Genomic DNA, 24,047 nt, shown 5'->3' with positions numbered 1-24,047 from the left:
AGCCACCCAGCCCCGCGCCCCGCCCTACTCCCCGTCCTCCGCCCGGGCGAGCCGCTTGAACACGTCGTAGGCCGCCTGCGCGAAGTTGCCCCGCCGGCTCGGGCCGGCGTTGCAGAGGGCGGCGACGGCGGTGGCGGTCTGCGGGCAGAACGCGATGAGCGAGGTGCAGCCGCGGGTGCCGCCCGAGTGGAAGAGGAGGTCGCGGCCGTCGAGGGTGCGCCGGTGGTTCCAGACCAGGCAGAGCTGGTCACCCGAGCGCGGCAGCCTCAGTCGCGGCCGCTGCACGTCCCGCAGGGCGTCCGCCAGGGCGCCCCCGTGTGCTGACCCGCCCCCGTCCGCCGACCCGCCCTCGCCCGGCCGCAGATGCGCACGCAGGTACCGGAGCAGGTCGGCGCCGCTGGCCCGGACGGCACCCGCGCCCGGGAGGCCGGGGATGCGCCACGGTGGCAGCGGACGCCCGTGCCGGTGGCCGATCGCCCGGTGCGGCGGGTCGGGCGAGCAGGTGGTGGCGCGCATCCCGAGCGGTCGGCAGATCCGGTCGGCGAGCAGTTCCGCGTAGCCGGCGCTGCGACCCGCCTCGGTGAGCAGCCGCCCGAGCAGCCCGACGCCGAAGTTGGAGTACCCGAACCGCTCGCCGGGCCGGTGCCGCACGGTGGTCCGGGCAAGGCCCGCCCGCAGTCGCCGTTCGTCGTACGCGGCGTACGGGTTGCTGCTCCAGGCCGCGACGGCGCTGGCGATCAGTCCCGGCGGCAGCCTCGGCAGGCCGGAGGTGTGGGTGGCCAGGTGGAGCAGCCGGATCGGCCCGCCGCGCCGGACCTCGGCGGGCTGCCAGCCGACCGGCAGGTGCCGCTCCACCGGGTCGTCGAGGGCGAGTTCGCCCCGTGCGGCCAGGTCGGCGAGCAGCAGGGCGGTGAACGTCTTGGTGATGGAGCCGAGTTCGAAGACGGTGTCGGGTGTGCAGGGCTCGCCGGCGGCGTGGTCCATCCGCCCGGCGCACCGTACCGCCTGCCGATCGCCCCGCGTCACAGCGAGCGTCACGGCGCTGGCACCGGGCCCGGCGGCGCGGACCAGGTCCGCCAGCTCCCCTTCGCCCCAGGACTCGTCGTTCACCTGCGCGGGTTCGTCGAGGGTGGTCACCTGGGCGCTCTCTTTCGGATCACGTCGGGTCGGCGGGTGTCGGTGGAGTGCGTGCATCGGCGGTGCGGAGACGGGGGCACCTCCCGGCCGAAGGCTGGGGGAGTGCGTGCTCCGGCGGCGACCGCCCGGCGTGATCCGAAAGGGAGGGCCTAGTTCTCCGGCGGCGCGCCGAGCGCCACCGCCGGCGCGCCCGCGGACGCCCCGGTCGTGCCGCCGAGCGCGCGGGCCAGGGTGGTGGTGGCGGCGACCACGGCGACCACGGCGGTGTGCCCGTGGTCGGCGAGCAGCTGGGCGGGATCCCCCTCCGTCGCGGTGTTGGCGTCCTTGGGCAGGAGCCCGTCGGGCTGTTGGGCGGACGCCAGCGCGGCCCAGCCCGTCGTGCCCTGTTCGAGCTCGCCGATGCAGGCGGCGACGATGAGCAGTTCGCCCACGAGGTCCCAGTGGCCGACCTCCTGCCACACCTCGAGCCATGCCGGCAGCCAGTCGCGCAGGTAGTCGCGGATGTGCGGGGCCAGGCACTCGGGGCGGGCGCCCCAGTCGGTGAGGTGGAAGACGGAGTGGGTGACGTAGTAGGCGGTGAGCCAGTCGATGAGCCACGGCTCGGGCGTGGCGCCCAGCCAGGTGGCGCCGGCCAGCGCGTCCCAGTCCTCGAGCTGGTCCAGGCCGATCACGCGCCGGGCGTTGGCGGAGGCCAGGCGGCGGCTGGGGAGTTGCTCGGCGGCCCGCACGGAGTGCAGCCGGTTCAGCGTCGCCAGCTGGTCCTCCAGGGGCCGGTGGCGGTATCCGGCCCGCGCGAAGTGGACGTAGACCTCCAGCGGGTCGGTCATCAGCGGGTAGCGCAGCTGCCGGTCGTACAGCAGGTCCCCTTCGCGCAGTTCGGCCCAGGCGAGGTCGATGACCTGGCGGGCGATCCGCGTGTCGTCGGCCCCGGCGACCCCCTCGCGCAGCAGCAGGCCGGTGGCCAGGGCGACTTCGCCGAGCGGCTTGTAGATGTCGTTGGGGTTGGCGAGGTCCATGGTGACGTCGTCGTCGAAGCCGCCGAGGCCGCGGTCGTAGTAGGAGTGCAGCCAGCGCAGCGCCTGCGATCCGACCTGCTGGGCGGTGGCGATGATCTGGGCGTTCGTCATGCCGCCGCTCCGTCCGGGGAGTCGCCGGTGCTTCCGTGGGCCGGACGGTTCCCGGGCCGGGTGGGCTCCGCGGGTGTTCCGGCGGCCGTCGTGCCGGCGCCCGACAGCCTTTCGGTGATGGAGAGTTCGAGCCACATGCGGGTGCTGCCGTCGCCGACCGCCCGGATCCGGTCCAGTACGGGGCCGAGGTCCAGGTGCGCCGGTCCGCCGTTCGCCTCGGTCCAGGCCAGCCAGCGGGCGAGCCGGGCGGCGGTGCGGTAGTCGCGGCGGAGCATGGAGCGGGTGACGCCGCGGGCCAGCGTCAGCGAGTGGCGCCGGGCCAGGTCGTGCACGGGGCCGTCGAGCCGGGGGAGGGCGAGGGCGGAGAGCCGGGCCATGGCCACGGACCAGCGCGGCCAGTCGCCCGCCGTCGGCTCCGGGAGGCACGCCGGTTCGGGTCCCGCTACCGGGGCGGGGCGGCCCGCCAGTTCGACGAGCCGTGCGGTGGCCCGGTCCCGCCACGCGTTGGCGAGCGCGGCGTCCAGCGGGGCCGGGTGCGCGGTGGTGGCGCCGTGCGCGGGGGAGGACTCGGCCATCGGGAAGGTGTCGAGGGCCTCGGCCGCGGCGTCGGCGGTCGGCCCGTCGGGGGGCAGGCCGGCGAGCAGCGGGGCGGCGAAGAGGTCGGGCCCCAGGACCCGCACCGCCGCCAGCGAGGCCTTGGGGAGGGGGCCTTCGTCCAGCAGGGGGCCCTCGGGTGCCGACGGCGTCGACGGCGTCACGGGCGCGGAGGGTGTCGGGTGGGTGGGCCGCGTGGGGTCCGGGGCGGACGGGCGGGTGGGCGCGGCCGGGTCCCCGGCACCCCGGAGGGCGTCGAGGACCCGGCCCGCCACTCGCTCGACGGCCGCCGCGTACTCGTCGCGGAGCGTGGTGTCGGCGAACGGCATGGAGTGGGATTCTCCTGTCTGGAGCGTGCTCAGGACCTTCGGGTCCGGTCGGTCCGGTCGGTCGAGGCCCCGGTCGGGCCGTTGACCCGGCCGAGGGCTCGACCGGGTCGACCGGATCCTCGGGTCTACCGGGTCTTCTCCTTGGGCGCCTTCTGCGGCGAGAGCAGGATGAGTCCGAGGAGCAGGAGCAGGCCTGCGGCTTCGGGCTGGTACGTGGGCGCGTCGCTGACGGCCGCCTCGTCCTCCGTGATCAACGTACCGAGCGCGTCGATCTCGGCCCGGGTGGCGAGCGGTGCCCGCGTGGTACGGGTGGTCTGAGCAAGCATCTGAGTGCCTCCTCATAGGATCTCCACCGCCGGGTCCGGCGGTGCCCCCCTCGATCGACGATACGAGCACGAACCGAACGGCGCCACCCCTGCACGCTCCGTGACCGTGACCACGGGGAGTCGCCGGCGCGCGGCGCACCGGAACCACCGGGCTGTCGCGGGTACCCGCAAGTAGGTACGGTCGCTGCATGACCACTGCCTTGATCACCGGCGCGACCGCCGGCATCGGAGCCGCGTTCGCCCGCCGGCTCGCCCGGAGCGGCTACCGGCTCGTCCTGGTCGCCCGGGACACCGAGCGCCTGGAGCGCTGCGCCGCGGACCTGCGGGGGAAGTTCGGCGTGGAGGTGGAGGTGCTCGGCGCCGACCTCTCCACCGACAAGGGCATCGCGGATGTCGAGGCCCGCCTGTCCGACGGCGACCGCCCGGTGGACCTGCTGGTGAACAACGCCGGCTTCGGCAACCGGGGCGCGTTCTCGACCGTGCCGCTGCAGGACGAGCTGGACATGCTGAAGGTGCACATCGAGGCGGTGCTGCGGCTGACCACGGCCGCCCTGCCGGGGATGCGCGAGCGCGGGCGCGGCGCGGTCGTCAACGTGGCCTCGGTGGCGGCGTTCCTGCCGCGCGGTACGTACGGGGCGAGCAAGGCCTGGGTGGTGAGCTTCACCCAGGGCGTGATGCGCGACCTCGGCGGCACCGGGGTGCGGATGATGGCGCTCTGCCCGGGCTTCACCCGCACCGAGTTCCACGAGCGGGCCGGCATGGGCACCGACAACATTCCGGCCTGGGGCTGGCTGTCCGCGGAGCGCGTGGTCGACGAGGCGATGCGCGACCTCGCCCGGGGGCGGTCGGTCTCGGTGCCGAGCAAGCGCTACAAGCTGGCGGTGGCGATCGCCCGGGTGCTGCCGTCGGGCAAGCTCGGCGGCGTCTCCTCCAAGGCGGCCCGCACCTACCGCACCACCTGAGCCGCGGCCGCGCGGACGGGCGGGTGGGCGGTCGGCCGCGCGGTCGGTCGGTGGACGGCGCGGGCGGCCCGGTCGGGCGGCCCGGCATCCGGCATCACAGAGGGCATCTCACTATTAGCTTTGCTAACTATGAGCCTGTCTCGTTATGCTGGCGGCCGCCCGACCGCTCACCCGCCGTCGGCGCGCGTCCCCGTCCGGGCCGCGCCCGCCCGGCCGTCCGAGGGAGGCTGCCCGCCGTGCGCCCCGAAGGCATCCAGTGGACCCCGCCCGCCCGCGCCGAGGACGACCCGCGCCCGCCGACCCAGTGGCGCCGCATCCTCGCGCTCTTCCGCCCCTACGCGGGCCGGCTCGCCGTTGTCGGCCTGCTGGTCGCCGCCTCCGCCGTGGTCTCGGTGACCACGCCGTTCCTGCTGCGTGCCGTCCTGGACACCGCCATCCCGCAGGGCCGTACCGGCCTGCTGACCGCGCTGGCGCTCGGCATGGTCGGCGCCGCCGTGGTCAACAGCATCTTCAGCGTGCTGCAGACGCTGATCTCCACCACCGTCGGCCAGCGCGTCATGCACGACCTGCGCACCGCCGTCTACGGCCACCTCCAGCGGATGTCGCTGGCGTTCTTCACCCGCACCCGGACCGGCGAGGTGCAGTCCCGGATCGCCAACGACATCGGCGGCATGCAGTCCACGGTGACCTCCACCGCCACCTCCCTGGTCTCCAACTTCACCGCGGTGATCGCCTCGGTGGTCGCCATGGTGGCGCTGGACTGGCGGCTCACCGTGGTCTCGCTGCTGCTCCTGCCGCTGTTCGTCTGGATCAGCCGGCGGGTCGGCAACGAGCGCAAGAAGATCACCGGCGAGCGGCAGAAGCAGCTCGCCGCGATGAGCTCGGCGGTGCAGGAGTCGCTCTCGGTCAGCGGCATCCTGCTCGGCCGCACCATGGGCCGCTCCGACTCGCTCTCCCGCGAGTTCACCGGCCAGTCCGACCGGCTCGCCGAGCTGGAGGTGCGCGCCTCGATGGCCGGCCGCTGGCGGATGAACACCATCCAGATCGTGATGGCCGCGATGCCCGCGGTGATCTACTGGGCGGCCGGCCTGGCCGCGGCCGGCGGCGCCCCGATCGTCTCCGTCGGCACCCTGGTCGCCTTCGTCTCGCTCCAGCAGGGCCTGTTCCGCCCGACGGTGAGCCTGCTCTCCACCGGCGTCCAGGTGCAGACCTCGCTCGCGCTCTTCCAGCGGATCTTCGAGTACCTGGACCTGACCGTGGAGATCGACGAGCCCGCGCACCCCGTCACGCTGGACACCGTCCGCGGCGAGGTCCGCTTCGAGGGCGTCGACTTCCGCTACGACCCGGAGCAGGAGCGGCCCACCCTGGCGGGGCTGGACCTGCGGATCCCGGCCGGCGGCTCGCTCGCGGTGGTCGGCGAGACCGGCTCCGGGAAGACCACGCTCAGCTACCTGGTGCCCCGGCTCTACGACGTCACCGGCGGCCGGGTCACCATCGACGGGGTGGACGTGCGCGAGCTGTCCTTCGAGACGCTCGCCCGCGCGGTGGGCGTGGTCTCCCAGGAGACCTACCTCTTCCACGCCTCGGTCGCCGACAACCTGCGCTTCGCCAAGCCGGACGCCACCGACGCGGAGCTCGTCGCCGCCGCCCGGGCCGCGCGGATCCACGAGACCGTCGCCGCCCTGCCGGACGGCTACGACACCCTGGTCGGCGAGCGCGGCTACCGCTTCTCGGGAGGGGAGAAGCAGCGCCTCGCGCTCGCCCGCACCATCCTGCGCAACCCGCCGGTGCTGATCCTCGACGAGGCCACCAGCGCGCTGGACAACAGCACCGAACGCGCCGTCCAGGAGGCCATCGACACCCTGGCGGCGGGCCGCACCACCATCACCATCGCGCACCGGCTCTCCACCGTGCGCGCGGCCGGCCAGATCGCCGTCCTGGACCGCGGCGAGGTCGCCGAACTCGGCACCCACGAGGAGCTGCTGGCGGCGGACGGCCGCTACGCCGCGCTGCTGCGCCGGGAGTCCCCGGTCGCGGAGTCCCCGGTCGCGGCCGTCGCCCCCTGACCCGCACCGGCCGGTGTGCCGCCGGCCGGGCCGCGGCACACCGGGATCCTCGCTCAGGCGGCCTGGGGCACCTCGTTGTACGTCTCCACGACCTCCTGGCCGGAGAGCCGCTGGATCGCCGCCATCACCTCGTCGGTGACCTGGCGGCGGGCCTTGAGCGAACGGGCCTGCCCGTGCAGCTCGTCGAAGTGCAGCGGCTCGCCGAAACGGACCGTCACCTTCTTGAGCCGCGGCACGCGCTTGCCGATCGGCAGGATCTGCTCGGGGCCCTCCAGCGCCACCGGCACCACCGGGACACCGGCGGTCAGGGCCAGCCAGGCCACACCGGTCTTGCCGCGGTAGAGCCGGCCGTCCAGCGAGCGGGTGCCCTCCGGGTAGATGCCGAAGGCCTTGCCGTCCTCCAGGATCTCCAGCGCCCGCTCCAGCGAGGCCTGCGCGGAGCGGTAGGTGCCGCGCTCGACCGGCACCGCGCCGATGCCCTCGAAGAAGCCGCGCGACAGCGCGCCCTTGAGGCCGGTGCCGGTGAAGTACTCGGCCTTGGCCAGGAAGTGCACCCGGCGCGGCGCGGTGAGCGGGATCACCACGCTGTCGATGAACGAGAGGTGATTGCTGGCCAGGATGACGCCGCCCTTGCGCGGGAGGTTCTCCATGCCCTCGATGGTGGGCCGCCAGATCCCCCGGGCGAGCGGTTTCAGTACCAGCCTGGTGACGAGATCGAGCATGGTCCCTCCCTGGACGAGCACGCCCGAGAGGTGCCCGGGCCTGGGGTGACGACGAACGGCGTTGGTCGGCCCGGCCGGGCCGGGATCAGACCCGCAGACTACGACACCCACCCCGGCGGCCGTCCACTCCCGCCGACCGTGGCGCTCACCACGGCCGGGTAGGGTACGGCCGTCGGAATGACACATAAGAAGCTGATCATCCCTGGAGGGCCCATGGCCGACGTCGACGACATCCGCGCGGCGTTCGACAAGTACGACGTGAACGGCGACGGCCGGATCACCGCCACCGAGTACGCGCTGGTCGCGCGTGAGCTCGGCGACCTGACCACCTCGATCGCCGTGGCCGAGGCCGTCATCAAGACGATGGACACCGACCACGACGGTGAGCTGACCTTCGAGGAGTTCCTGGCCGCGCGCCAGGGCTGACGCGACACGCGCCGGGGCTGTCGCGAGACGCGACGCCCGACGGGCCCCGGGGAGCTCGCTCCCCGGGGCCCGTCGCCGTGTTCCCGCGCGCCCCTGCCACCGTGTGTCGTACGGCGGCCCGTTCTCAGCCGGTGGTCGGGAACACCCGGCGGACCACCCGCTCCGCCGCCCCGCCGTCGTCCCACGGGCAGAACCGCTTGCGGAACTCCGCCCGCGCCACCGGCTCCGGATCCCCGGCCAGCAGCGCCGCCGCGAGCCCCTGCGGATCCGTCGTCAGTGCGCCCGGCGGCTGCTCGAACAGGTCGAAGTAGACGCCCCGGTCCCGCTTGTACTCCTCCCAGTCCGGCGCGAAGACGACGATCGGCCGGTCCAGCACGGCGTAGTCGAACATCATCGACGAGTAGTCCGTGACCAGCACGTCCGCCGCCAGGTAGAGGTCCTCCACGGTCGGGTGCGCCGACACGTCCAGGATCCGCGCCGCGCCCTCCTGCTCCGTCAGGTCGCCCGGGCCGCCGGTGTGGAAGTAGTGGGTGCGCACCAGCAGCGTGAACCCCGGTCCCAGCCGCCGTGCCAGCTCCCGCACGTCCAGCAGCGGCACGTAGCCGCCGCGCGCCTCCCGGTGGGTGGGCGCGTACAGCACGGCCCGCTGCCCGGGCTCCAGCCCGAAGCGCTCGCGCATCGCCGCCGTCTCGGCCGGCGTCGCGTTCGCCAGCCGGTCGTTGCGCGGGTAGCCGGTGTCCAGCATCTCGTAGCGGCCGGGGAAGGCCCGGGCGAAGTGCTCGCTGGTGTGCGGGTTGGAGGAGACCAGGAAGTCCCAGCGGTCGATCGCCTCCTGGAGGCGGTCGAAGTCCATCCCGTCGGCCGCCACCGGGTGGTCCCTGAGGTCCATGCCCATCGCCTTGAGCGGCGTGCCGTGCTGCGTCTGGACGTGCACCGTGCCCGGCCGCTTCACCATGGTGCGCGGGAAGTTGACGTTGTTCACGAAGTACTTCGCCGTGGCCATCGTCCTCAGGTAGGCCGGGGTGTTGACGATGACGTACGGCACGCCCTCCGGCAGCGCCGCCGCCTGGGTCCGGTTCTCCACCACCCAGACCCCGCGGATCGCGGGCGCCAGTTCCTTCGCCTTCTCGTAGATCGCGGCCGGGCTGCAGGCGTAGCCCCGGTGCCAGTACGCGGCGTACACCGCCAGCCCGGGGTCGAGCGGCATCCGGCGGAAGGCGTTGTACGCGGTGAACCGGGCGCTGCTGCGCACCCCCTTCTTCAGGGCCGGCGCCACCGCCCGGGCCCCGCGCTTGAGTTCGCGCGGCAGCCGCCCCGTGCGGCGCAGCTCCGCGTACGCGCGCCGGGCGCCGCGCGCCGCGAGCCGGTACTGCACCCCGCGCACGCCCCCGGGGAAGCGGTAGCCCGCCGGGCGGTGCCGGGCGAAGTGCTCGGCGATCCGGCGGAAGAACTCGGGCCGCAGCCCGACCGGGACCAGCCCCGGGGTGTCGTAGACGGTGAGCGCCTGCTGCACGGTCCGCTCGAAGACCAGGGTGTGCAGCGCCTCCGGGACGGGCCGGCCGGGGCGGTCGGGCCGGTCCAGGAAGGCGAAGATCGCGTCGTACTGGGCGAAGGCGTCGGCGTGCTTGGCGGAGGCGGTGCTGGTGATCGCCCCGGCCCGGCCGCGCCGGTAGAAGTAGCAGGGGCGGTCGAGGTAGCGCAGCCGCCCGGCGGCGAGCAGCGCGGGGTAGGTGACGGAGATGTCCTCGTAGTAGCCGCGGCCGAAGGAGACGCCGAGCCCGAGCAGGAACTCCCGGCGGAACACCTTGTTCCAGACCGACATCACGGTCCTGAACAGCGCGGGGTGCTCGGCCAGCGTGCACCCCGCGACGAGCGGGGAGCCGGTCAGCACGTGCCGCCAGGGGTTGGGCTCGGTGCCGCCGTCGGGGTAGACGTGCGTGAAGTCGGTCAGCAGCACGTCGGCGGGCGCCTCGCCGCCGTCCTCGCGCCGCGCCTCGGCGGCGAGCTCGTCGAGGAGGGCGGCCACCGTGCCCTCGGGCACCCAGTCGTCGCTGTCGACGAACCAGACGTAGTCGCCGCGCACCTCGGGCAGGGCGGCGGCGCGGGCGCCGCCGAGGCCCTGGTTCTCGGCGAGGTGCAGGACGCGCAGGCGCGGCTCGCGGGCCGCGTACTCGTCCAGGATCGCGCCGCAGCGGTCGGGGGAGCGGTCGTCGACCGCGATCACCTCGAACCGGGACTCGGTGGAGGGGGTGTCCGCCAGGAGGGAGTCGAGGCAGCGCGGCAGGAAGCGCTCCACCCCGTGGACCGGGAGCACGATGCTGAGGAGGACTGGCACGCTGGCCGAGTCTACCGAGCGGGGCGCCCGGGGGAACCCGCAGGTCGCCGGTGCCGGACCCGCCGGTGCCGCGGCTGACGGAGCCGCCGGTGCCGGACCCCGTGCGGGGTGGCACCGGCAGCCTGGTGGCGGCCCGGCCGACCCTCTACGGCCGGCCGCCGGTCCGGGCACCGCCCGAACCCGGCCGCCGCAGCGTCGAGGCGGCCTGGCAGTAGGAACGGGGGAGCCGGAGTCTTCATCAGTCGAACACGACGGTGGGCGCGGCTCGCGCCCGCGTGGTCGCTACAGATATTGCTTGGAGCCGACTCTCCCGTCAATCCCTCGTCTGTGTTCACTTCCTAAACGGATAGTCGTACCGATCCGGGCCCGGGTTGGTGGTTCCCGCGGGCCGCCCGGCGGGCACGGGGTGTGAGGGAGTGGTCACCTCGCGTGCCGGGCGCGCGGCTTCGCGCCGGGCGCCGGGCCCGTACTCCGACGAACCCGCTGACGGGTGCCCGGTCGTGCACCATCATTGATGCCTAGTCGTGACCGCCCGGGCAGCCCCTGGTGCGGTGTCAGTTGACGCCGCACGATACGGTGGCAGAACACCGGGACGGTTGCGCGAAGACCGTCTGTCGCGGATAGTCTTCGCCTCACGGCCCTGGCGCCTCGTAGGGGTGGGAAATCAGATGGAACACATGCAAGTGCGGACTCGGCCCCGCGTGCCGGCGGTCCAGTGCGGTGTCGGTACGACCGGCCGCCGGATCGACCGACACCTGGCTGTGCTCGGCGCGCCCGCACTCCCGGCGGTGGACACCGCCGAGGCGCTCGGGTTGATAAGGGAGCTGACGCCGAGCGGCCTCGGTGCCCCGACCGCGCCGCCGCGCCGCCACGCGCGGGTCAGGCTGCTGGCGCCGCTGCGCCGGCTGCGCCGCGGTCTCTTCGGCGGGCGCGGCTGAGGGGCCGACCGGCCCCGGGGCGCGCCGCCGCCCCCCGCACCCACCAGCACCGGCCCGACGGATCCCCGTGACCGTCGGGTCTTCGGCATGCCCGGAAGCATGCCCGGAACCGGGCCGCCCGGGGCCGCCCGGATTGGTCTGAACCTCTCAGGGTACGACGACTTGCCCCACCGGCACGGAGAGTCGGCGAGGCTGGTCTGCCCGCCCCCGGACGTGGGCGAGGATGACGCCATGGCGGACCACATCCACACCACCCCCCACTCCACGTCCTTCCGGACCGAGACCTTCGAGATCACCACCGGCAGCCAGGAGGTCGCGCTGGACATCACCGACCGCTGCTCCCGGTTCCTCGACGGGCACGCGGCCGGGCGGGACGGACTGCTCAACGTCTTCGTCCCGCACGCGACGGCCGGGATCGCCGTCCTGGAGACCGGCTCCGGCAGCGACGCCGACCTGCTCGCCGCCCTGCGGGACCTGCTGCCCGCCGACGACCGCTGGATGCACCGGCACGGCAGCGCCGGCCACGGACGCGACCACGTCCTGCCCGGCCTGGTCGCCCCGCACGCCACCCTGCCGGTGATCGACGGGCGGCTCGCGCTGGGCATCTGGCAGTCGGTGGTCCTCGTCGACACCAACGGCGACAACCCCAGGCGGACGGTCCGGCTCTCCTTCCTGGGCTGACGGGCCCGGGCCGGCGGACCCGAGTCGACGGTCCCCGGCCGGCGGCCCTACCCCGCCGCCGGCCCGCCCGAGGCGGCCTCGGCGCGGTCGCCGGCGCGGTCGCGCGCGTGGGCGTCGGCTTCGACCGCCGGGGCCTCACCGGCCGGTACCTCGCCGGCCGCCGCTTCGACGACGGCGGCGAGGTACCGCTCGATCGCCAGGTACTGGCAGAGCACGGCGACCGGACGGCCGAGCCGGGCGTACCAGGCGGCGAGCCGGGCGAAGGCGCTCACCTCGAACCACACCTCGCCCGCGGCGTCCATGGACACCACGAACGCCTCCTCGCCGCGCTCCGGGTGCCCCGGCAGCGTCCCGTAGGCGAAGCCGATCCGGTCCGGCTCGTCCACCCGCCACACCACCCGGCACGGGATCACCAGCCGGGGCCGGCGGGTGCCGGGCAGGGCGAGGCGCAGCAGCACGGTCGACCCCGCCTCGGCGGGCGCGTACGGGTACACGGCGAAGCCGGTGCCCAGCTGGCAGCCCCAGCCGAGGACGAACCGCCCGGCGCGCGCCAGGACGTCCGGGCCGTGCCCGAGGTGGACCCGCCGACGCAGGTGCGCGTAGCCCTCCGGCAGCCGGGCGCCGCGGGTGGCGCCCACCTCGCGGTAGCTGGGCGCGGCGGCCCGGGCGGCCAGCAGCCGCCGGGTGAGGGCGGGCGGGCGGGCGGCGCCGGGATCCGGGGCGGTACCGGGCGAGTCGGGCATGCCGCCACCGTACCGGCCGTCCGGGAGCGTCTTGCACGGGGCCCGGCCGAGGAGTAGAGAGGGCCCCATGAGCGAAACTGCCGTGAACGACAGGGGCCGCGCCGACGACCCGCGCCCCGCCCGCGCCCCGGAGCCCGAGGGCCTCGCGGACGGCGGCGGCTCGGCGGCCGACCAGGTCTGCGTCCTCGCCCCGGGCGACGGCGACGCCGTGGCGGCGCTGCTGCCCGATCCGGACCTCACCGGCCCGCGCGCGGACTGCGTGCTGTGCGGCGAGCCGACCGAACTGCCCGCCGACCGCCCGGGCAGCACCCTGTGCCCCGTCTGCGCCTGGCAGCAGGCCCAGCGGATCGCCTGCTCCGGCTGACGGGAGCGGGTTCGCGGCGGCCCGGTCCGGGGCGACCCGGCCCGGCCGCGGCGCGCGTCAGGCGCGCGTCAGGTCTGCGGCAGACGCGCGTCAGGCGTCCTCCCGCCCGGCCAGGGCCAGGGTCGAACCGTGCCGGCCCTTGCGGACCAGCAGCTGGGCCGGGATGCGGCTGCGCAGATCGGCGACGTGGCTGACGATGCCGACCGCGCGGTCCCGCTCGCGCAGACCGTCGAGGACGTCCATCACCTCCTCCAGGGTGTGCTCGTCGAGACTGCCGAAGCCCTCGTCGATGAACAGGGTGTCCAGCGGCATGCCCCCGGCCTCGTCGGTGACCACGTCCGCCAGACCGAGCGCCAGGGCCAGCGAGGCGAAGAAGCTCTCGCCGCCGGAGAGCGTCGCGGTGTCGCGCTCGGTGCCGGTCCAGGCGTCCACCACGCGCAGGGCCAGGCCCGAGCGCTTGTTGCCCGCGCCCCGGTCGTCGCTGTGGACCAGGGTGTAGCGTCCGCCGGACATCCGCACCAGCCGGTCGCTGGCCGCCGCCGCCACCTGCTCCAGCCGCGCGGCCAGGACGTACGACTCCAGGCGCATCCGCAGCCGGTTGTCGGCCGAGGTGCCCGCCGCCAGCGCGGCCAGCCGGCTGATCCGCGCGTACCGCTCCAGCTCGGGGGCGAGCGAGCGGGCCAGCTCGGCCAGCTGCCGCCCGATCACGGCGAGCGCCGCGCACCGCTCCCGGGCCGTGTCCCGTGCCGCGTGCGCCGCCCGCAGCCGGTCGGTGGCCGCCCCGAGCAGGGCGCGGGTGCCCGGCACGTCCGCGGCCGGCAGCGCGGCGGCCGCGGCCAGCTCCGGCTCGGCCAGCCGGCGCTCGGCCGCCGCCAGCTCCGCCCGGTGCCGGTCCAGCCGCCGCTCCAGCCGTTCGCGCTCCTGCCGGGGCAGCAGCACGGCGGCGGCGTCCCGCGCGCTCGCGAACCCTGCCGCCACCGCGGCGCCGGCCAGTTCGTCGTCGGCCCGCTTGAGCTGATGCGCCGCCTCGGTGGCGGACCGGGCCGCGCCGACCAGCGCCGCCACGGCCGAGGCGAGCCGGTTCAGGGCGGCCGCGCGCTCCGCCACCGACGGCGCGTCGCCCCGGGCGGCCGCCACCCGGGCGCCCAGCTTCTCCTGCTCGGTGTGCAGGGTCCGGGCCTGGGCGGCCAGCTCGGCGCCGCGCTCGCGGGCCCCGGCCAGCGCCGTCCGCCGGACGGCCTGCTCGGCGGTGAGCCGCTCGATCGCCAGACCCACCGGAGCCAGCCGCTCGGCGGCCCGGAGCGCCTCGCGGTGCTCGCGCTCCAGCTCGGCGAGCCCCGCGGACAGGGCCTCGGCGGGCTCCTCCCCGGCCGCTCCGGCCGCCGCCGCCCGGCGCACCTGGAGGCCGGACAGCTTCTGCTCCGCGGCCTCGGCCGCCTGCTCGGCGGCCGTCTGGGCCCGCCGGGCGCGCTCCTCGTCCTCGGGCCGGACCGGCTCCCCGGCCGGGCGCGCGGGGGCCGGGTGCTCCGTCGAGCCGCAGACCCGGCACGGCTCCCCGGCGCCCAGCCGCGCGGCCAGCTCGGCGGCCATCCCGGCCAGCCGGCGTTCGCGCAGGTCCAGCCCGTACTGGCGGGCGTCCAGCGCCTCCGCCCGCAGCGCGAGGACCCGTGGCCGGGCGTGGTCGATCTCCACGCCCAGCCCGTCCCGGTCACGGGCGGCGGACAGCCGGGCGGCCAGATCCGCCCGTCGGGCGTCCAGCCGCTCGACGCGCCCGGCGGCGTCCCGGGCGGCCGCCTCCTCCGCCTGGAGGGCGGCCAGCCGGGCCTCGAACTCGGCGAGCCAGTCGCCCGCCTCCTCGGCGAGGTCCTCGGCACGCCGCAGGTCGGCGGCCAGCGCCGCCCGCGCGCCGTCCAGTTCGGCGCACCGCCGCTCGTCCTCCCGGGCGGCCTCCAGCCGGACGACCTCCGCGCGCAGCCGCCGCTCGGCCCCGGCCAGCTCCTCGGCCTCGGCGTGCGCCAGCGCCGGGCCCCCGCCCGCCGCGCCGCCGTCCCCGTCGGCGCCCCCATCGTCTCCGTCCCCGCCGTCCGCGGCATCGCCGCCCGCCGAGACGGTCCGTCCCGCCGAGACGGTCCGTCCCGCCGGGCCGTCGGCGAGCCCGGCCAGCACCGCGCGGTGCCGGTGCTCCTCCTCCCGGGCCTGCCGGTACGCCTCCGCCGCGCGCTCGCGCAGGTGCAGCACCGACTCGACGCCGACCGCCGCCTGCGCCGCCGCCAGCCGCCGGCGGTCCTCCGCCCGGGCGGGCTCGTCCTCGGCGAGGCGGGCCGCCTCCCGCACCGCCTGCCGGTGCCGCTCCTGCCGGTCGGCCAGCTGCTCGGCGGCCTCCCGCCCGCGCTGCGCGGCCCGATGCGCCTCCTCCGCGCCCGCCAGCGCCGCCTCGGCGACGGCCAGCTGCTCGGCCGCGCCGCCGCGCAGCACCGCCGCCCAGCCCAGCACGCCCAGGGTGAGCTCGGTGTCCGCCGGGACCCCCGCCGGGCCGGACTCCTCCTCGCCGGGCACCCGGCCCGCGGCCGGCTCGGCGTCCGGGCCGGCCGCCTGCTCCGCCTTGCTCGCCAGATCCCGCAGCCGGCGGCGCCCGGCCTGGACGGCGGCCTCCTGGGCCCGGCGCCGCTCGGCCAGCCAGGCCTCGACGGACTGGAACCGCTCGGTGTCGAACAGCCGGCGCAGCAGCTTTCCGCGCTCCTCCGAGTCCGCCCGCAGGAACCGCGCGAAGTCGCCCTGTGGTAGCAGCACCACCTGGCAGAACTGGTCGCGGCTCATCCCGATCAGCCGGTGGATCTCCTCCCCGGCCTCCTGGTGCGACTTGCTGACCGCCCGCCAGCCCGGCGCGTCGTCCCCGGTGCCGGCGCCGTCCGCCGACCACTCGCGCAGCAGCGTCTGGGCGCGTTCGAGGGTCATGCCGCGGCCGACCTTCTTCGGCCGCGGCTGCTCAGGGATCCGGGTGATCTCCAGCCTCCGCCCACCGAGCGTCAGCTCCAGCCGGACGGTCGTCAGCCGGTCCGGCGCGGCGTGGTCGCTGCGCAGCCGGTTGGCGCGGCGGGTGCCGGGCACCTCGCCGTAGAGGGCGTAGCAGACCGCGTCCAGCACACTGCTCTTGCCCGCGCCGGTGGCGCCGCGCAGCAGGAACAGTCCGCCGGCGGCCAGCGCGTCGAAGTCGACCGTCTCGGTGGCCGCGAACGGGCCGAAGGCGGTCACGGTCAGCCGGTGGAGTCTCATCGGGGCAGCTCCGCCTTCCGGTCGGTGGTCTCCCGGACGCGCTCGAAGCCCTCGCGCAGCCAGTCCAGCTCCTGCGGGTCCGGCTCGGCGCCGGGGCGGACGTGCCGCAGGAAGCCCTCGGCGATCTCCAGGTCCGTCCGCCCGCCGACCCGGGCGGCGTAGGAGGAGGAGGCGGCCGGGGCCGTCTCCTCCGGTTCGAAGAGCAGCTGCAGGGTGTGCGGGAAGCGGCGGCGCAGCCGTTCCATCGGCTCGCTCGGGCGGCTCGGGTCGGTGAGGGTGGCCTGCACCCAGGACTGCTCGTCGGCGGTGTAGCGCTCGTCGGTGAGCAGCTCGTCGAGCCGGCCGCGCAGCCGGGCCAGCGGGCGCGGCACCGGGCAGGGGACGCGTTCGGCGGTGACCTCGCCGTCGGCCGCGAGGTCGACCAGCCACATGCTCTTGCGGTGCTCGTGCTCGGAGAAGGAGTAGGCGAGCGGGGAGCCGCTGTAGCGCAGGTGCGGGGCGAGCGTCTGGCAGCCGTGCAGATGGCCGAGCGCCGCGTAGTGCACGCCGTCGAAGAGGGAGGCGGGGACGGCCGCGACCCCGCCCACCGCGATGTCGCGCTCGCTGTCGCTGGGCTCGCCGCCGGTGACGAAGGCGTGCGCCAGCACCACCGCGCGGGTGCCGGCGGGGCGGGCCGCGAGGTCGGCCCTGACCTGCTCCATCGCCGCGCCGAGCACCGCCGCGTGCCCGCCGCGCGCCAGTCCGAACCGCTCCCGGACCAGCGTCGGCTCCAGGTAGGGCAGCCCGTAGACGGCGACCGGACCGTGCTCGTCGGCCAGCAGCACCGGCTCGGCGCACTCGCCCGGGTCGGTCCGCAGGTGGACGCCGGCCCGGCCGATCAGCCCGGCGCCCACGCCGAGGCGGCGGGCGGAGTCGTGGTTGCCGCTGATGAACACCGTCGGCACGCCGAGGCCGGCCAGCCGGTGCAGCACGTCGTCGAACAGCGCCACCGCCTCCAGACCCGGCAGCGCGCGGTCGTACACGTCCCCGGCGACCAGCACGGCGTCCACGCCCCGGTCCCGGACCACGGCCACCAGGTGGTCCAGGAAGGCGCGCTGGGCGTCGTGCAGGCTCTCCCGGTGGAACGATCGCCCGAGGTGCCAGTCGGAGGTATGCAGCAGTCGCATGGTCCCCGACCATAACGGGCGCCACCGACAAGCGGCCCCGGACCGCGGATTCCCACCCCACCCAGTGGCCCTCCGCCACCCCGGCCGTCTCGCCTGGCCCGCCACGCCGCCTCGGCCGCCGTGGCCTGCCACCCCCGGCCACCCCGGGCCGTCTCGCCCGCCTTGGGCGGCCGGGGCGGTTCTCGGGGAGGCCCGTCGGTGCATGGAGGGGTGGTGCCGAGAGCCTGGTCCGCGCCATGCACTCCCGCCCGCCGCACGGTCCCTCGCGAGCGCTGCGGCCCGGCGCGGCCGTGGCAGGGGCAGCGCCCTCGGCCGCCGGGGCGTGATCCCTCGTCGCACGACGGGGCGGTACCGGAAGCCCGGTCCCGGCCACGGCTTCCCGCGCGCCCCACGGCTTTCGAGGCGGCGTGTCGTCGCGTGGCCGGGGCGATAGCGGGATCCCGATTCCGGTCGCGCTCTCCCGCCCGCCACGTTCCCTCACCTGACCCCGCCTGCCCCGGGGCGGCTCTGCCGGCGGCGGTGCCCTCGGGCTCCGGGGCGTGGCCTCGTCGCACGACGGGCGGCACCCCGGCCGTCCGGTCCCCGGTCGCGGCTTCCCGTCCACCCCTCGGCGGCGGGTGCCGCACCGGGCGGACTGTCAGTGGCCGTGTGTAGGGTCACCGTCGCTGAGAGTCAAGGTGGCCGCAGTGCCGGGGCGGCGGCTTCCCGCGCGACCCGTGGAGGTCGCGCAGGGTGGATTGTCAGTGACGGTATGTAGGGTCGCGGTCGCCGGGAGCCGAGGGGCTCGTGGGGCCGGTGTGGCGGGTGTCCGCAGCGAAAGGGTGGCGCGATGGGCGTGCGGGACGGAAAGCGGGACGGGATGCGGAGCGGGCGTGCCGGGCAGCGGCGGCCCGGGCCGGGTGGACCGGGGGCGCGCGGCCCTGGTGGACGGCCTCCGGGCGGCGGGTCGGGCGGGCCCGGGGCGCGGGGGTGGCGCTCGGGGCGGCCGCGCGGGGCGCCGCCGCCGCAGCCGGTGGCGCTGGCCCTGGTGGTGCGTGCCGCCGACTTCGCCGACCTCGCGGGGTACGGGCTGTTCGGCGGGCTGTCCTTCCGGGCCTACCTGCGGCGGGTGGCGGTCCAGCTCCGGGCGCTGGCCGGGCACGGCGTCGAGGTGCATCTGCGGGTGCTGGACCCGGCGGACTACGAGGAGTACTGCGAGGCGCTCGGCTTCGACCCCGGGGGCGCGGCGGCCCGCGTCGCGTACGCGGCCGATCCCGAGCTGGCGGGGGAGCCGTTCGTCTACGCCGGGCAGCGGTTGGCGGTCCTGCTGCCGGAGCTGGTCGACGACCACCGGGCCAGGGTGCGGATCTCCATCGCGATGGCGGCGCTGCTGGCGGCGGTCGGCGAGGGGCCGCCGGGGGAGCGGCGGCTGGTGGCGGTGCTGCGGCACGCGGTCGAGGTCCGGTCGGCGGTGGCGGCGGGTGCCGGTGACGGTCTCCATCTGCTGACCGTGCGCTGCCACGGCCCCGAGGACGGCGAGGAGCTGACCTCGGCGACCGACCTCCTGGTGGAAGGCGGCCGGTCGGGCACGGGCGGGCGGGACGGCGAGGCGTTCTGCGTGACGCTGGCGGCGGGCTTGGCCGCCGGCGGCGCCGGGGCGGTGGTGCTGCACGGGGACCCGGCGGTGCCCGGCGGGCAGGTGGTGCGCGGCTGGGCGCTGCACGCCGGACGGCTGCGGCCGATGACCGTCCGGGAGGTGCTGGACGAGCTGGCCGACGACGTCGGACGCGGGCTGCCCTTCCCGCCGGCCGCCGTTCCGGGGCCTGGATTCCCCCTGCCGGTGTCACCCGGGCGGCAGGACGGCGGTGAGCCCCTGGACTGACCCGGCTGACCAGCGCGTTCGGTCTTCGGTGTCCACCAAGCGGCGCTGGGGACTGTTCATCGACCGCCTGTTCGGGGAAGATTTCGGGGAAGATCAACAGTGGGAACGGACGGTGCCCCACGCCGCCGCGCCTGCCCGCTCGGCCCCGAACCGCGCACCGCGAACGTCCCGTGAACGTCCCCGCGCACCGCCGGTCCGGCGAGCCCGAACCGAAAGGGGGGACGCATGAGCCGGATCGAGTACAGCGCGGAGATCGCCGAGCTGCTCGGACGGGTGCGCAGGCGTCCCACCGCGGGGTGGCCGTGGCGGCCGGGCGAGCCGGTGCCCCCCGGGCTCGCGGTCAAGCAGTCGTGGGGGTGGCTGTTCGCCCCCGACGGCCGGGTGCTGACGCTGGTCAACCCGAAGGACGGCATCGTCTCGCTGCCCGGCGGGTCGCTGGAGCCGGAGGACGCCGGGGACCCGGGCTCCGCCCTCGCCCGGGAGGCGGGCGAGGAGGCGCAGGCGCTGATCGGCACGGCGTACTACCTCGGCTACCTCTACGACCGGGTGGGGTCGGCCAACGGCGGGAACGAGTGCGCCCGGGTCCGGATGGCGGCCGCGCTGCGGGCGGTCGGCCCGAGCGCGGCGGACCCCGCCTCGGGGCGGCACTACCGGCGGCTGCTCGTGGCGCCGGGTCTCGCCGTCGAGCTGCTCGGCTGGGGCGAGCCCGGGCTGCGCCAGGCCCGGGCGGCGGTGGCGACCGCCGTCCGGTGGCTGGGCGTGCCCGCCGCGGCCAACGAGGCGATCGAGGAACTGCCGGTCGACGGCTGCGAGGTGTTCCCCGGTGCGGCCCCGGACGCCGCGCCCACCGGCTCCACCGGCCCGGGCGACGGCCGGTGAGCGCTCCTCGACCGCCGCACCCCCGCGGCCTGTTCCACCACGTGGAGCTGTGGACGGACGACCTGGCGCTCGCGGCGCGGCAGTGGGGCCCGGTGCTGCTCGCGCTCGGGTGCGAGCCGTTCCAGCAATGGCCGAGCGGCCGCAGTTGGCGCCTCGGTGACGCCTACCTGGTGATCGAGCAGTCGCCGGCCCTGCTGCCGGGAGGTCACCAGCGGCTGCGGGCGGGCCTGAACCACCTCGCCGTGCACGGTGACCGGTCGGCGGTGGCCGCCGCGCTCGCCGCCGGCTGGACGGTCCGGGTGGACACCGGTGGGACGGTCCACCTGATCGACCGCCAGGGCTTCGAGCTGGAGATCGTCGTCCACGACGGCGAGCCCGGCTGACGCGCTCGCCGCCGCAGCCCTTCACCCGGTCGTCGTCGCCCGGCCGTCCGCCGCCCCTCGGTCGGTCGTCAACCCTCCACCGACAGCCGTCCTCCGGCCGGGTGACGCTCCGTTCGGTCACCAACGGCGCTTGCCCCGTCGCGCGTGGTGAGAAAAGGGCGCGTTAACCCGGCGGTTGTCAGACTGTTCGTCAATTGCCTTGGCATGACAACTTCACATGAAAGCTACCGCCTGGTATCAAATTCCGTGACGCACGTCACGACCAGGAGGACTCATGTCACGCCCTGCCCGAGCCATGTCCGTCGCCGTCACCGCGGCCCTCCTCGCCCTCACCACGCTGGCCACGGCCGGATCGGCCCACGCCGCCGGCGCCAACTACGTCGCCCTGGGCGATTCGTACGCCTCCGGCCTCGGTGCCGGCAGCTACACCAGCGAGAGCGGGAGCTGCAAGCGCAGCACCCTCGCGTACGCGTACCTGTGGAAGAACGCGCACGCGCCGTCGTCGTTCAAGTTCGTCGCCTGCGCCGGGGCGAAGACCGGAGACGTCATCAACAACCAGATCTCCTCGCTGAGTTCGACCACCACGCTGGTCAGCATCAGCGTCGGCGGCAACGACGCGGGCTTCGCGAGCACGATGCAGACGTGCGTCCTGGACTCCGAGAGCGCCTGCCTCAACGCCGTCGCCACCGCGAAGAACTACGCCACCAGCACGCTGCCGGCCCAGCTCGACAGGGTCTACTCGGCGATCCGCGCCAAGGCGCCGAACGCCCGGGTCGTCGTGCTCGGCTACCCGCACCTCTACAAGATCGGCGGCAGCTGCATCCTCGGCATCGGCGACACCAAGCGGGCCGCCATCAACGGCGCCGCCGACGCGCTGGACGACGTCCTCGCCAAGCGCGCCGCCAACGCGGGCTTCGCCTTCGGTGACGTGCGCTCGATCTACCGCGAGCACGAGATCTGCGGCTCCGGCACCACCTGGCTGCGCAGCACCACGCTGCCGGTGGACGAGAGCTACCACCCCAACGCCGCCGGCCACTCGGGCGGCTACCTCCAGGTCTTCTCCGCCCAGGCCTGAACGGATCCGCAGGGGGCCTGACCAGGCCCGGGCCCGCCGGTCCCCCACACGGGGGAGGGACCGGCGGGCCCGTCCGTTCAGCGGCGTTCCAGCGCGACCACCGGCAGGACCCGCCGGGTGTGCCGCTGGTAGTCGCCGTACCCGGGCGCGGCCCGGACGACGGCCGCGAAGAGCCGGTCCCGCCGCGAGCCCTCGGCCGGCACGGCGGTCGCCTCGAACACCTCCTCGCCGAGTTCGACCCGTACCGCCGGGCGGGCGATCAGGTTGCGGTACCACTGCGGGTGCTCGGGCGCCCCGGCCGCCGAGGCGACGATCAGCAGCAGGCCCTCGGCGCGCACGAATCCGAGCGGCACGGTGTGCTCCCGGCCGGTTCGCGCACCGGCGGTGGTCAGCAGGAGCAGGTCTCCGCCCTCGAAGGGGCCGCCGACCCGCCCGCCGTTGGCGCGGAACTCCTCGATGACGCTCTGGTTGAACGACAGCGGCGGCCGAGCGGACGACCGGGCGGGGGAGAAGGACTCGGAGAAGGAATCGGAAAGGGACTGGGGAGAGGAAGAAGACATGGGCATGCGCCTGGACAGATCTCCGAACAGGGGTGGGCGACGGCCACGGTCTGGGCCGCGGCCGCGCGAAGGGTCAGGAAAGGGGAGCGGAGTACGAACTCATCACGCGTCGTCCCTCGGTGTCGGGTGCCGGCCCGGCTGCCGGCCGGCCCACTTCTCTTTGGCCGGCGCCACGCTGCACGCGCCCATCAGAGCACCCCGCCCGCGCCCTGTCAACGCGCGGTCAGCCGGCCGAGCCGGCCGGGGCGGGCCCGGGTCGCGAGCGAGGCCCGCAGGGCGCTCAGCACGAGGTGCGGGCGTAGGAGTCGAAGTCCTCCAGGGTCCAGATCCGGGCGTGCGCCCAGACCTGTCCGGGGGGAGAGGCCGGCGAGGTCGCCGGCGCTGAAGGAGACGTGGGAGGCGGCGGGTTCGGTGGTGCGGACGTCGATGCCGTAGCGGCGCGGGCGCTCGTCGGGCGGCGGGAGCGGCCCGCCGTCCGAGGCCCAGTCGGCGGGCGGGTGGTGCAGCGGGAAGGAGCGCGGCCCGCGGCGGAAGGTTCGGACCCCCGGTCTCCCCATGGCGACGAGTCTGACGGCGGAGGATCTCGTCCCGGCCACGGGCAGGGCGCGGAAAGGGCGCACCGCCGGCCCCCGTCGCGGGACCGGCGGTGCGAGGTGGTGCGAGGTGGTGCGAGGTGGAGCGTGAGTGGCGTGCGGCGTCCTCAGCGCAGGTAGGACGTCAGGCCGGCGGGCTTGAGACCGGCCGCCTCGGCGGCGGCCAGGGCACGCTGCAGGTCACCGGCGAGGGTGTCGCTCCAGTGCATGAGGACGACGTCCCCGGGCGACAGGGTGCCCTCGTGCCAGACGTTGGAGGCGCCCCAGCTGAAGTCCGCGTCGGCGGTGAGCACGGTGCGCATGCCGCAGTTGGCCGCGGCCTGCAGGGTGTCGGCGTTCCAGGCGAAGTACGGCGGGCGGAACACGGTGGGCGCGGTGCCGAAGAGGCGGGTCAGCGAGTCCCGGGCATCGCAGATCTCCACCTGCTGCTCGGCGGGCGTGAGCTTGGTGAGGTCGGGGTGGGAGACGCTGTGGTTCTGCACGGAGGAGCCGGGCACGGCGGCGACCCGCTGGAAGTAGCCGGGGTTGTTGGCGGCGGCCATCGGCAGCGGGAAGGCGGTGATCGGCAGCTGGTGGTCGGTGATGAACCGCTCCGCCTCCGGGGAGGTCTGCCAGCCGTCGTCGACGGTGAAGAAGACCACCTTGTCGCTGGTCGGCACCGAGGCGGCGCCGGTCGCGGGCGCGGGTGCCGGGCCGTCCACCCGGACGTCGTCGACCGCGAACGGGCCCTGCTGGTACCAGCCGTGGACGGCGAGGCGGACGGTGGTGGCGGTGGGGCCGGCGGTGAAACGGGTGGTGAGCTTCTGCCAGCCGCCGCGGGTGTCCTCCGTCCAGGCGGGGGCGGTCGGGCGGTCGGTGCCGTCGGTGGCGCCGAGGAAGACGAACTTCCCGCGGACCCAGGCGGAGGCGGTGTAGGTGGTGCCCGGCTGGACCGAGACGGTCTGGGCGCACTCGCCGGTGGACTCGTCGCCCGCCGGGGCGACGGCCAGGGCAGAGGCGCCCGAGTGCGGGGCGGCGGTGGTGACGGAGGCCTCGGCGGGCCCGCCGGAACAGCGCCAGCCGGGCACGCTGCCCCAGTCGGCGAGCGAGGAGGCGGGGATCTCGAACCCGGGGTTGGTGGCCAGGTTGACGGTGGGGGCGGTGGCGCCGCCGGACGCGGCGGCCCCGGGCTGCGCCGCCGTGGCGGGCCCGGCGAGGCCGGCCGTCAGCAGCGCGGCGCAGGCGCCCAGTGCCGACAGGCGTGCGGACATGCGCGAGGAGATGGACACGTGGGGACTCCTGCGTGGGGACGCGCGCCCGTTGGGGCGGGCGCGCGGGAAACGGGATGTGGGGGTGCTCCCGGAGGGGGCGGGAGCCGTTGGCGCGCCGCACTCGGACCGGAGAAAAACAATGGACTGGACCACTCCGATCGTCAAGGAGTGGCGGCCCGCCGTCTGCCCCCGGTGCCGGAGCCGCCCCCGGATTCCCCCCGGTGCCGACCACCGGACCCGGTACCACCCGTGCGGCA

The 24,047-nt window shown here is 75.7% G+C and carries 22 protein-coding genes and 1 pseudogene; 11 read left to right on the top strand and 12 right to left on the bottom strand.

All coding sequences use genetic code 11. The annotated features are described in order from the left end of the window. Window positions 1-24 precede the first annotated feature (24 nt). From ABT093_RS05850 to ABT093_RS05835, 4 genes are all read right to left on the bottom strand, one after another. Window positions 25-1,137 carry a serine hydrolase domain-containing protein gene (locus tag ABT093_RS05850; RefSeq protein ID WP_350560786.1) on the bottom strand — a complete coding sequence of 371 codons (1,113 nt, stop codon included), beginning with the start codon at window positions 1,135-1,137 and terminating at the stop codon, window positions 25-27. 149 nt (window positions 1,138-1,286) lie between these two features. Continuing rightward, entirely contained in the window at window positions 1,287-2,264 is a 978-nt protein-coding gene (locus ABT093_RS05845) for a DUF6895 family protein (RefSeq protein WP_350560784.1), read from the bottom strand. Next, complete coding sequence (locus ABT093_RS05840) at window positions 2,261-3,187, bottom strand: hypothetical protein (protein WP_350560782.1); 927 nt, start codon at window positions 3,185-3,187, stop codon at window positions 2,261-2,263. The genes ABT093_RS05845 and ABT093_RS05840 overlap by 4 nt, the downstream gene beginning before the upstream one ends. Window positions 3,188-3,312: 125 nt before the next feature. Further along, window positions 3,313-3,513 carry a hypothetical protein gene (locus ABT093_RS05835; RefSeq protein WP_350560780.1) on the bottom strand — a complete coding sequence of 67 codons (201 nt, stop codon included), beginning with the start codon at window positions 3,511-3,513 and terminating at the stop codon, window positions 3,313-3,315. A 188-nt stretch (window positions 3,514-3,701) separates the two neighbouring features. On the opposite strand from ABT093_RS05835, the gene ABT093_RS05830 reads away from it, so the two are divergent. Both ABT093_RS05830 and ABT093_RS05825 read left to right on the top strand, forming a co-directional pair. Then, window positions 3,702-4,475 (top strand): SDR family NAD(P)-dependent oxidoreductase, encoded by a 774-nt coding sequence (locus ABT093_RS05830; protein WP_350560778.1) that lies wholly within the window; start codon window positions 3,702-3,704, stop codon window positions 4,473-4,475. A gap of 236 nt (window positions 4,476-4,711) precedes the next feature. Beyond that, entirely contained in the window at window positions 4,712-6,541 is a 1,830-nt protein-coding gene (locus ABT093_RS05825; RefSeq protein ID WP_350560776.1) for an ABC transporter ATP-binding protein, read from the top strand. Window positions 6,542-6,594: 53 nt separating this feature from the next. Here the strand turns inward: ABT093_RS05825 and ABT093_RS05820 are convergent, their stop codons facing one another. Beyond that, window positions 6,595-7,263, bottom strand: coding sequence for a lysophospholipid acyltransferase family protein (locus ABT093_RS05820; protein ID WP_350560774.1), 669 nt, complete (start codon window positions 7,261-7,263; stop codon window positions 6,595-6,597). A 213-nt stretch (window positions 7,264-7,476) separates the two neighbouring features. Here ABT093_RS05820 and ABT093_RS05815 point away from each other — a divergent pair, with 213 nt between their 5' ends. Continuing rightward, the gene (locus ABT093_RS05815; RefSeq protein WP_350560772.1) at window positions 7,477-7,689 is read left to right on the top strand and encodes an EF-hand domain-containing protein; all 213 of its coding nucleotides are present in this window, start codon (window positions 7,477-7,479) and stop codon (window positions 7,687-7,689) included. A gap of 124 nt (window positions 7,690-7,813) precedes the next feature. On the opposite strand, the gene ABT093_RS05810 is transcribed toward ABT093_RS05815, so the two are convergent. Next, window positions 7,814-10,024 (bottom strand): bifunctional glycosyltransferase/CDP-glycerol:glycerophosphate glycerophosphotransferase, encoded by a 2,211-nt coding sequence (locus tag ABT093_RS05810; protein ID WP_350560770.1) that lies wholly within the window; start codon window positions 10,022-10,024, stop codon window positions 7,814-7,816. 89 nt (window positions 10,025-10,113) lie between these two features. On the opposite strand from ABT093_RS05810, the gene ABT093_RS05805 reads away from it, so the two are divergent. The 3 genes from ABT093_RS05805 (at window position 10,114) to ABT093_RS05795 (ending at window position 11,643) form a co-directional block, all read left to right on the top strand. Beyond that, a complete protein-coding gene (locus tag ABT093_RS05805; protein ID WP_350542761.1) occupies window positions 10,114-10,239 on the top strand; it encodes a hypothetical protein in 126 nt (41 codons plus the stop codon). Window positions 10,240-10,692: 453 nt separating this feature from the next. After that, the gene (locus ABT093_RS05800; RefSeq protein ID WP_350560768.1) at window positions 10,693-10,962 is read left to right on the top strand and encodes a hypothetical protein; all 270 of its coding nucleotides are present in this window, start codon (window positions 10,693-10,695) and stop codon (window positions 10,960-10,962) included. A gap of 231 nt (window positions 10,963-11,193) precedes the next feature. Beyond that, window positions 11,194-11,643, top strand: a complete 450-nt coding sequence (locus tag ABT093_RS05795) for a YjbQ family protein (protein WP_350560766.1) — start codon at window positions 11,194-11,196, stop codon at window positions 11,641-11,643. 47 nt (window positions 11,644-11,690) lie between these two features. On the opposite strand, the gene ABT093_RS05790 is transcribed toward ABT093_RS05795, so the two are convergent. Next, entirely contained in the window at window positions 11,691-12,386 is a 696-nt protein-coding gene (locus ABT093_RS05790) for a DUF1990 domain-containing protein (RefSeq protein WP_350560764.1), read from the bottom strand. A gap of 67 nt (window positions 12,387-12,453) precedes the next feature. Between ABT093_RS05790 and ABT093_RS05785 the strand changes: the two genes are divergently transcribed. Beyond that, window positions 12,454-12,750, top strand: a complete 297-nt coding sequence (locus tag ABT093_RS05785) for a hypothetical protein (RefSeq protein ID WP_350561168.1) — start codon at window positions 12,454-12,456, stop codon at window positions 12,748-12,750. 90 nt (window positions 12,751-12,840) lie between these two features. Here the strand turns inward: ABT093_RS05785 and ABT093_RS05780 are convergent, their stop codons facing one another. Beyond that, window positions 12,841-16,023 carry an AAA family ATPase gene (locus tag ABT093_RS05780; RefSeq protein ID WP_350560762.1) on the bottom strand — a complete coding sequence of 1,061 codons (3,183 nt, stop codon included), beginning with the start codon at window positions 16,021-16,023 and terminating at the stop codon, window positions 12,841-12,843. After that, a complete protein-coding gene (locus ABT093_RS05775; protein WP_350560760.1) occupies window positions 16,020-17,189 on the bottom strand; it encodes an exonuclease SbcCD subunit D in 1,170 nt (389 codons plus the stop codon). The genes ABT093_RS05780 and ABT093_RS05775 overlap by 4 nt, the downstream gene beginning before the upstream one ends. Before the next feature lie 1,012 nt (window positions 17,190-18,201). On the opposite strand from ABT093_RS05775, the gene ABT093_RS05770 reads away from it, so the two are divergent. The 4 genes from ABT093_RS05770 (at window position 18,202) to ABT093_RS05755 (ending at window position 21,387) form a co-directional block, all read left to right on the top strand. Further along, window positions 18,202-19,050: a DUF8829 domain-containing protein gene (locus ABT093_RS05770; protein ID WP_350560758.1), complete on the top strand. Its 849-nt coding sequence runs from the start codon at window positions 18,202-18,204 to the stop codon at window positions 19,048-19,050. Between the two features lie 225 nt (window positions 19,051-19,275). Next, complete coding sequence (locus ABT093_RS05765; RefSeq protein WP_350560756.1) at window positions 19,276-19,929, top strand: hypothetical protein; 654 nt, start codon at window positions 19,276-19,278, stop codon at window positions 19,927-19,929. Beyond that, entirely contained in the window at window positions 19,926-20,312 is a 387-nt protein-coding gene (locus tag ABT093_RS05760) for a VOC family protein (RefSeq protein WP_350560754.1), read from the top strand. The genes ABT093_RS05765 and ABT093_RS05760 overlap by 4 nt, the downstream gene beginning before the upstream one ends. A 274-nt stretch (window positions 20,313-20,586) precedes the next feature. Next, the gene (locus ABT093_RS05755; RefSeq protein WP_502884134.1) at window positions 20,587-21,387 is read left to right on the top strand and encodes an SGNH/GDSL hydrolase family protein; all 801 of its coding nucleotides are present in this window, start codon (window positions 20,587-20,589) and stop codon (window positions 21,385-21,387) included. An 83-nt stretch (window positions 21,388-21,470) separates the two neighbouring features. Here the strand turns inward: ABT093_RS05755 and ABT093_RS05750 are convergent. From ABT093_RS05750 to ABT093_RS05740, 3 genes and pseudogenes are all read right to left on the bottom strand, one after another. Continuing rightward, window positions 21,471-21,866: pseudogene (locus ABT093_RS05750) on the bottom strand (nitroreductase family deazaflavin-dependent oxidoreductase); the annotation flags it as partial. Window positions 21,867-22,159: 293 nt separating this feature from the next. Next, the gene (locus ABT093_RS05745; RefSeq protein ID WP_350560752.1) at window positions 22,160-22,504 is read right to left on the bottom strand and encodes a hypothetical protein; all 345 of its coding nucleotides are present in this window, start codon (window positions 22,502-22,504) and stop codon (window positions 22,160-22,162) included. 143 nt (window positions 22,505-22,647) lie between these two features. Next, window positions 22,648-23,808, bottom strand: coding sequence for a polysaccharide deacetylase family protein (locus tag ABT093_RS05740; protein ID WP_350560750.1), 1,161 nt, complete (start codon window positions 23,806-23,808; stop codon window positions 22,648-22,650). Window positions 23,809-24,047 lie beyond the last annotated feature (239 nt).

This window comes from Kitasatospora sp. NPDC002551 (assembly GCF_040296005.1).
GTDB lineage: Bacteria > Actinomycetota > Actinomycetes > Streptomycetales > Streptomycetaceae > Kitasatospora.
This window is presented reverse-complemented; position numbering and strand designations above follow the sequence as displayed.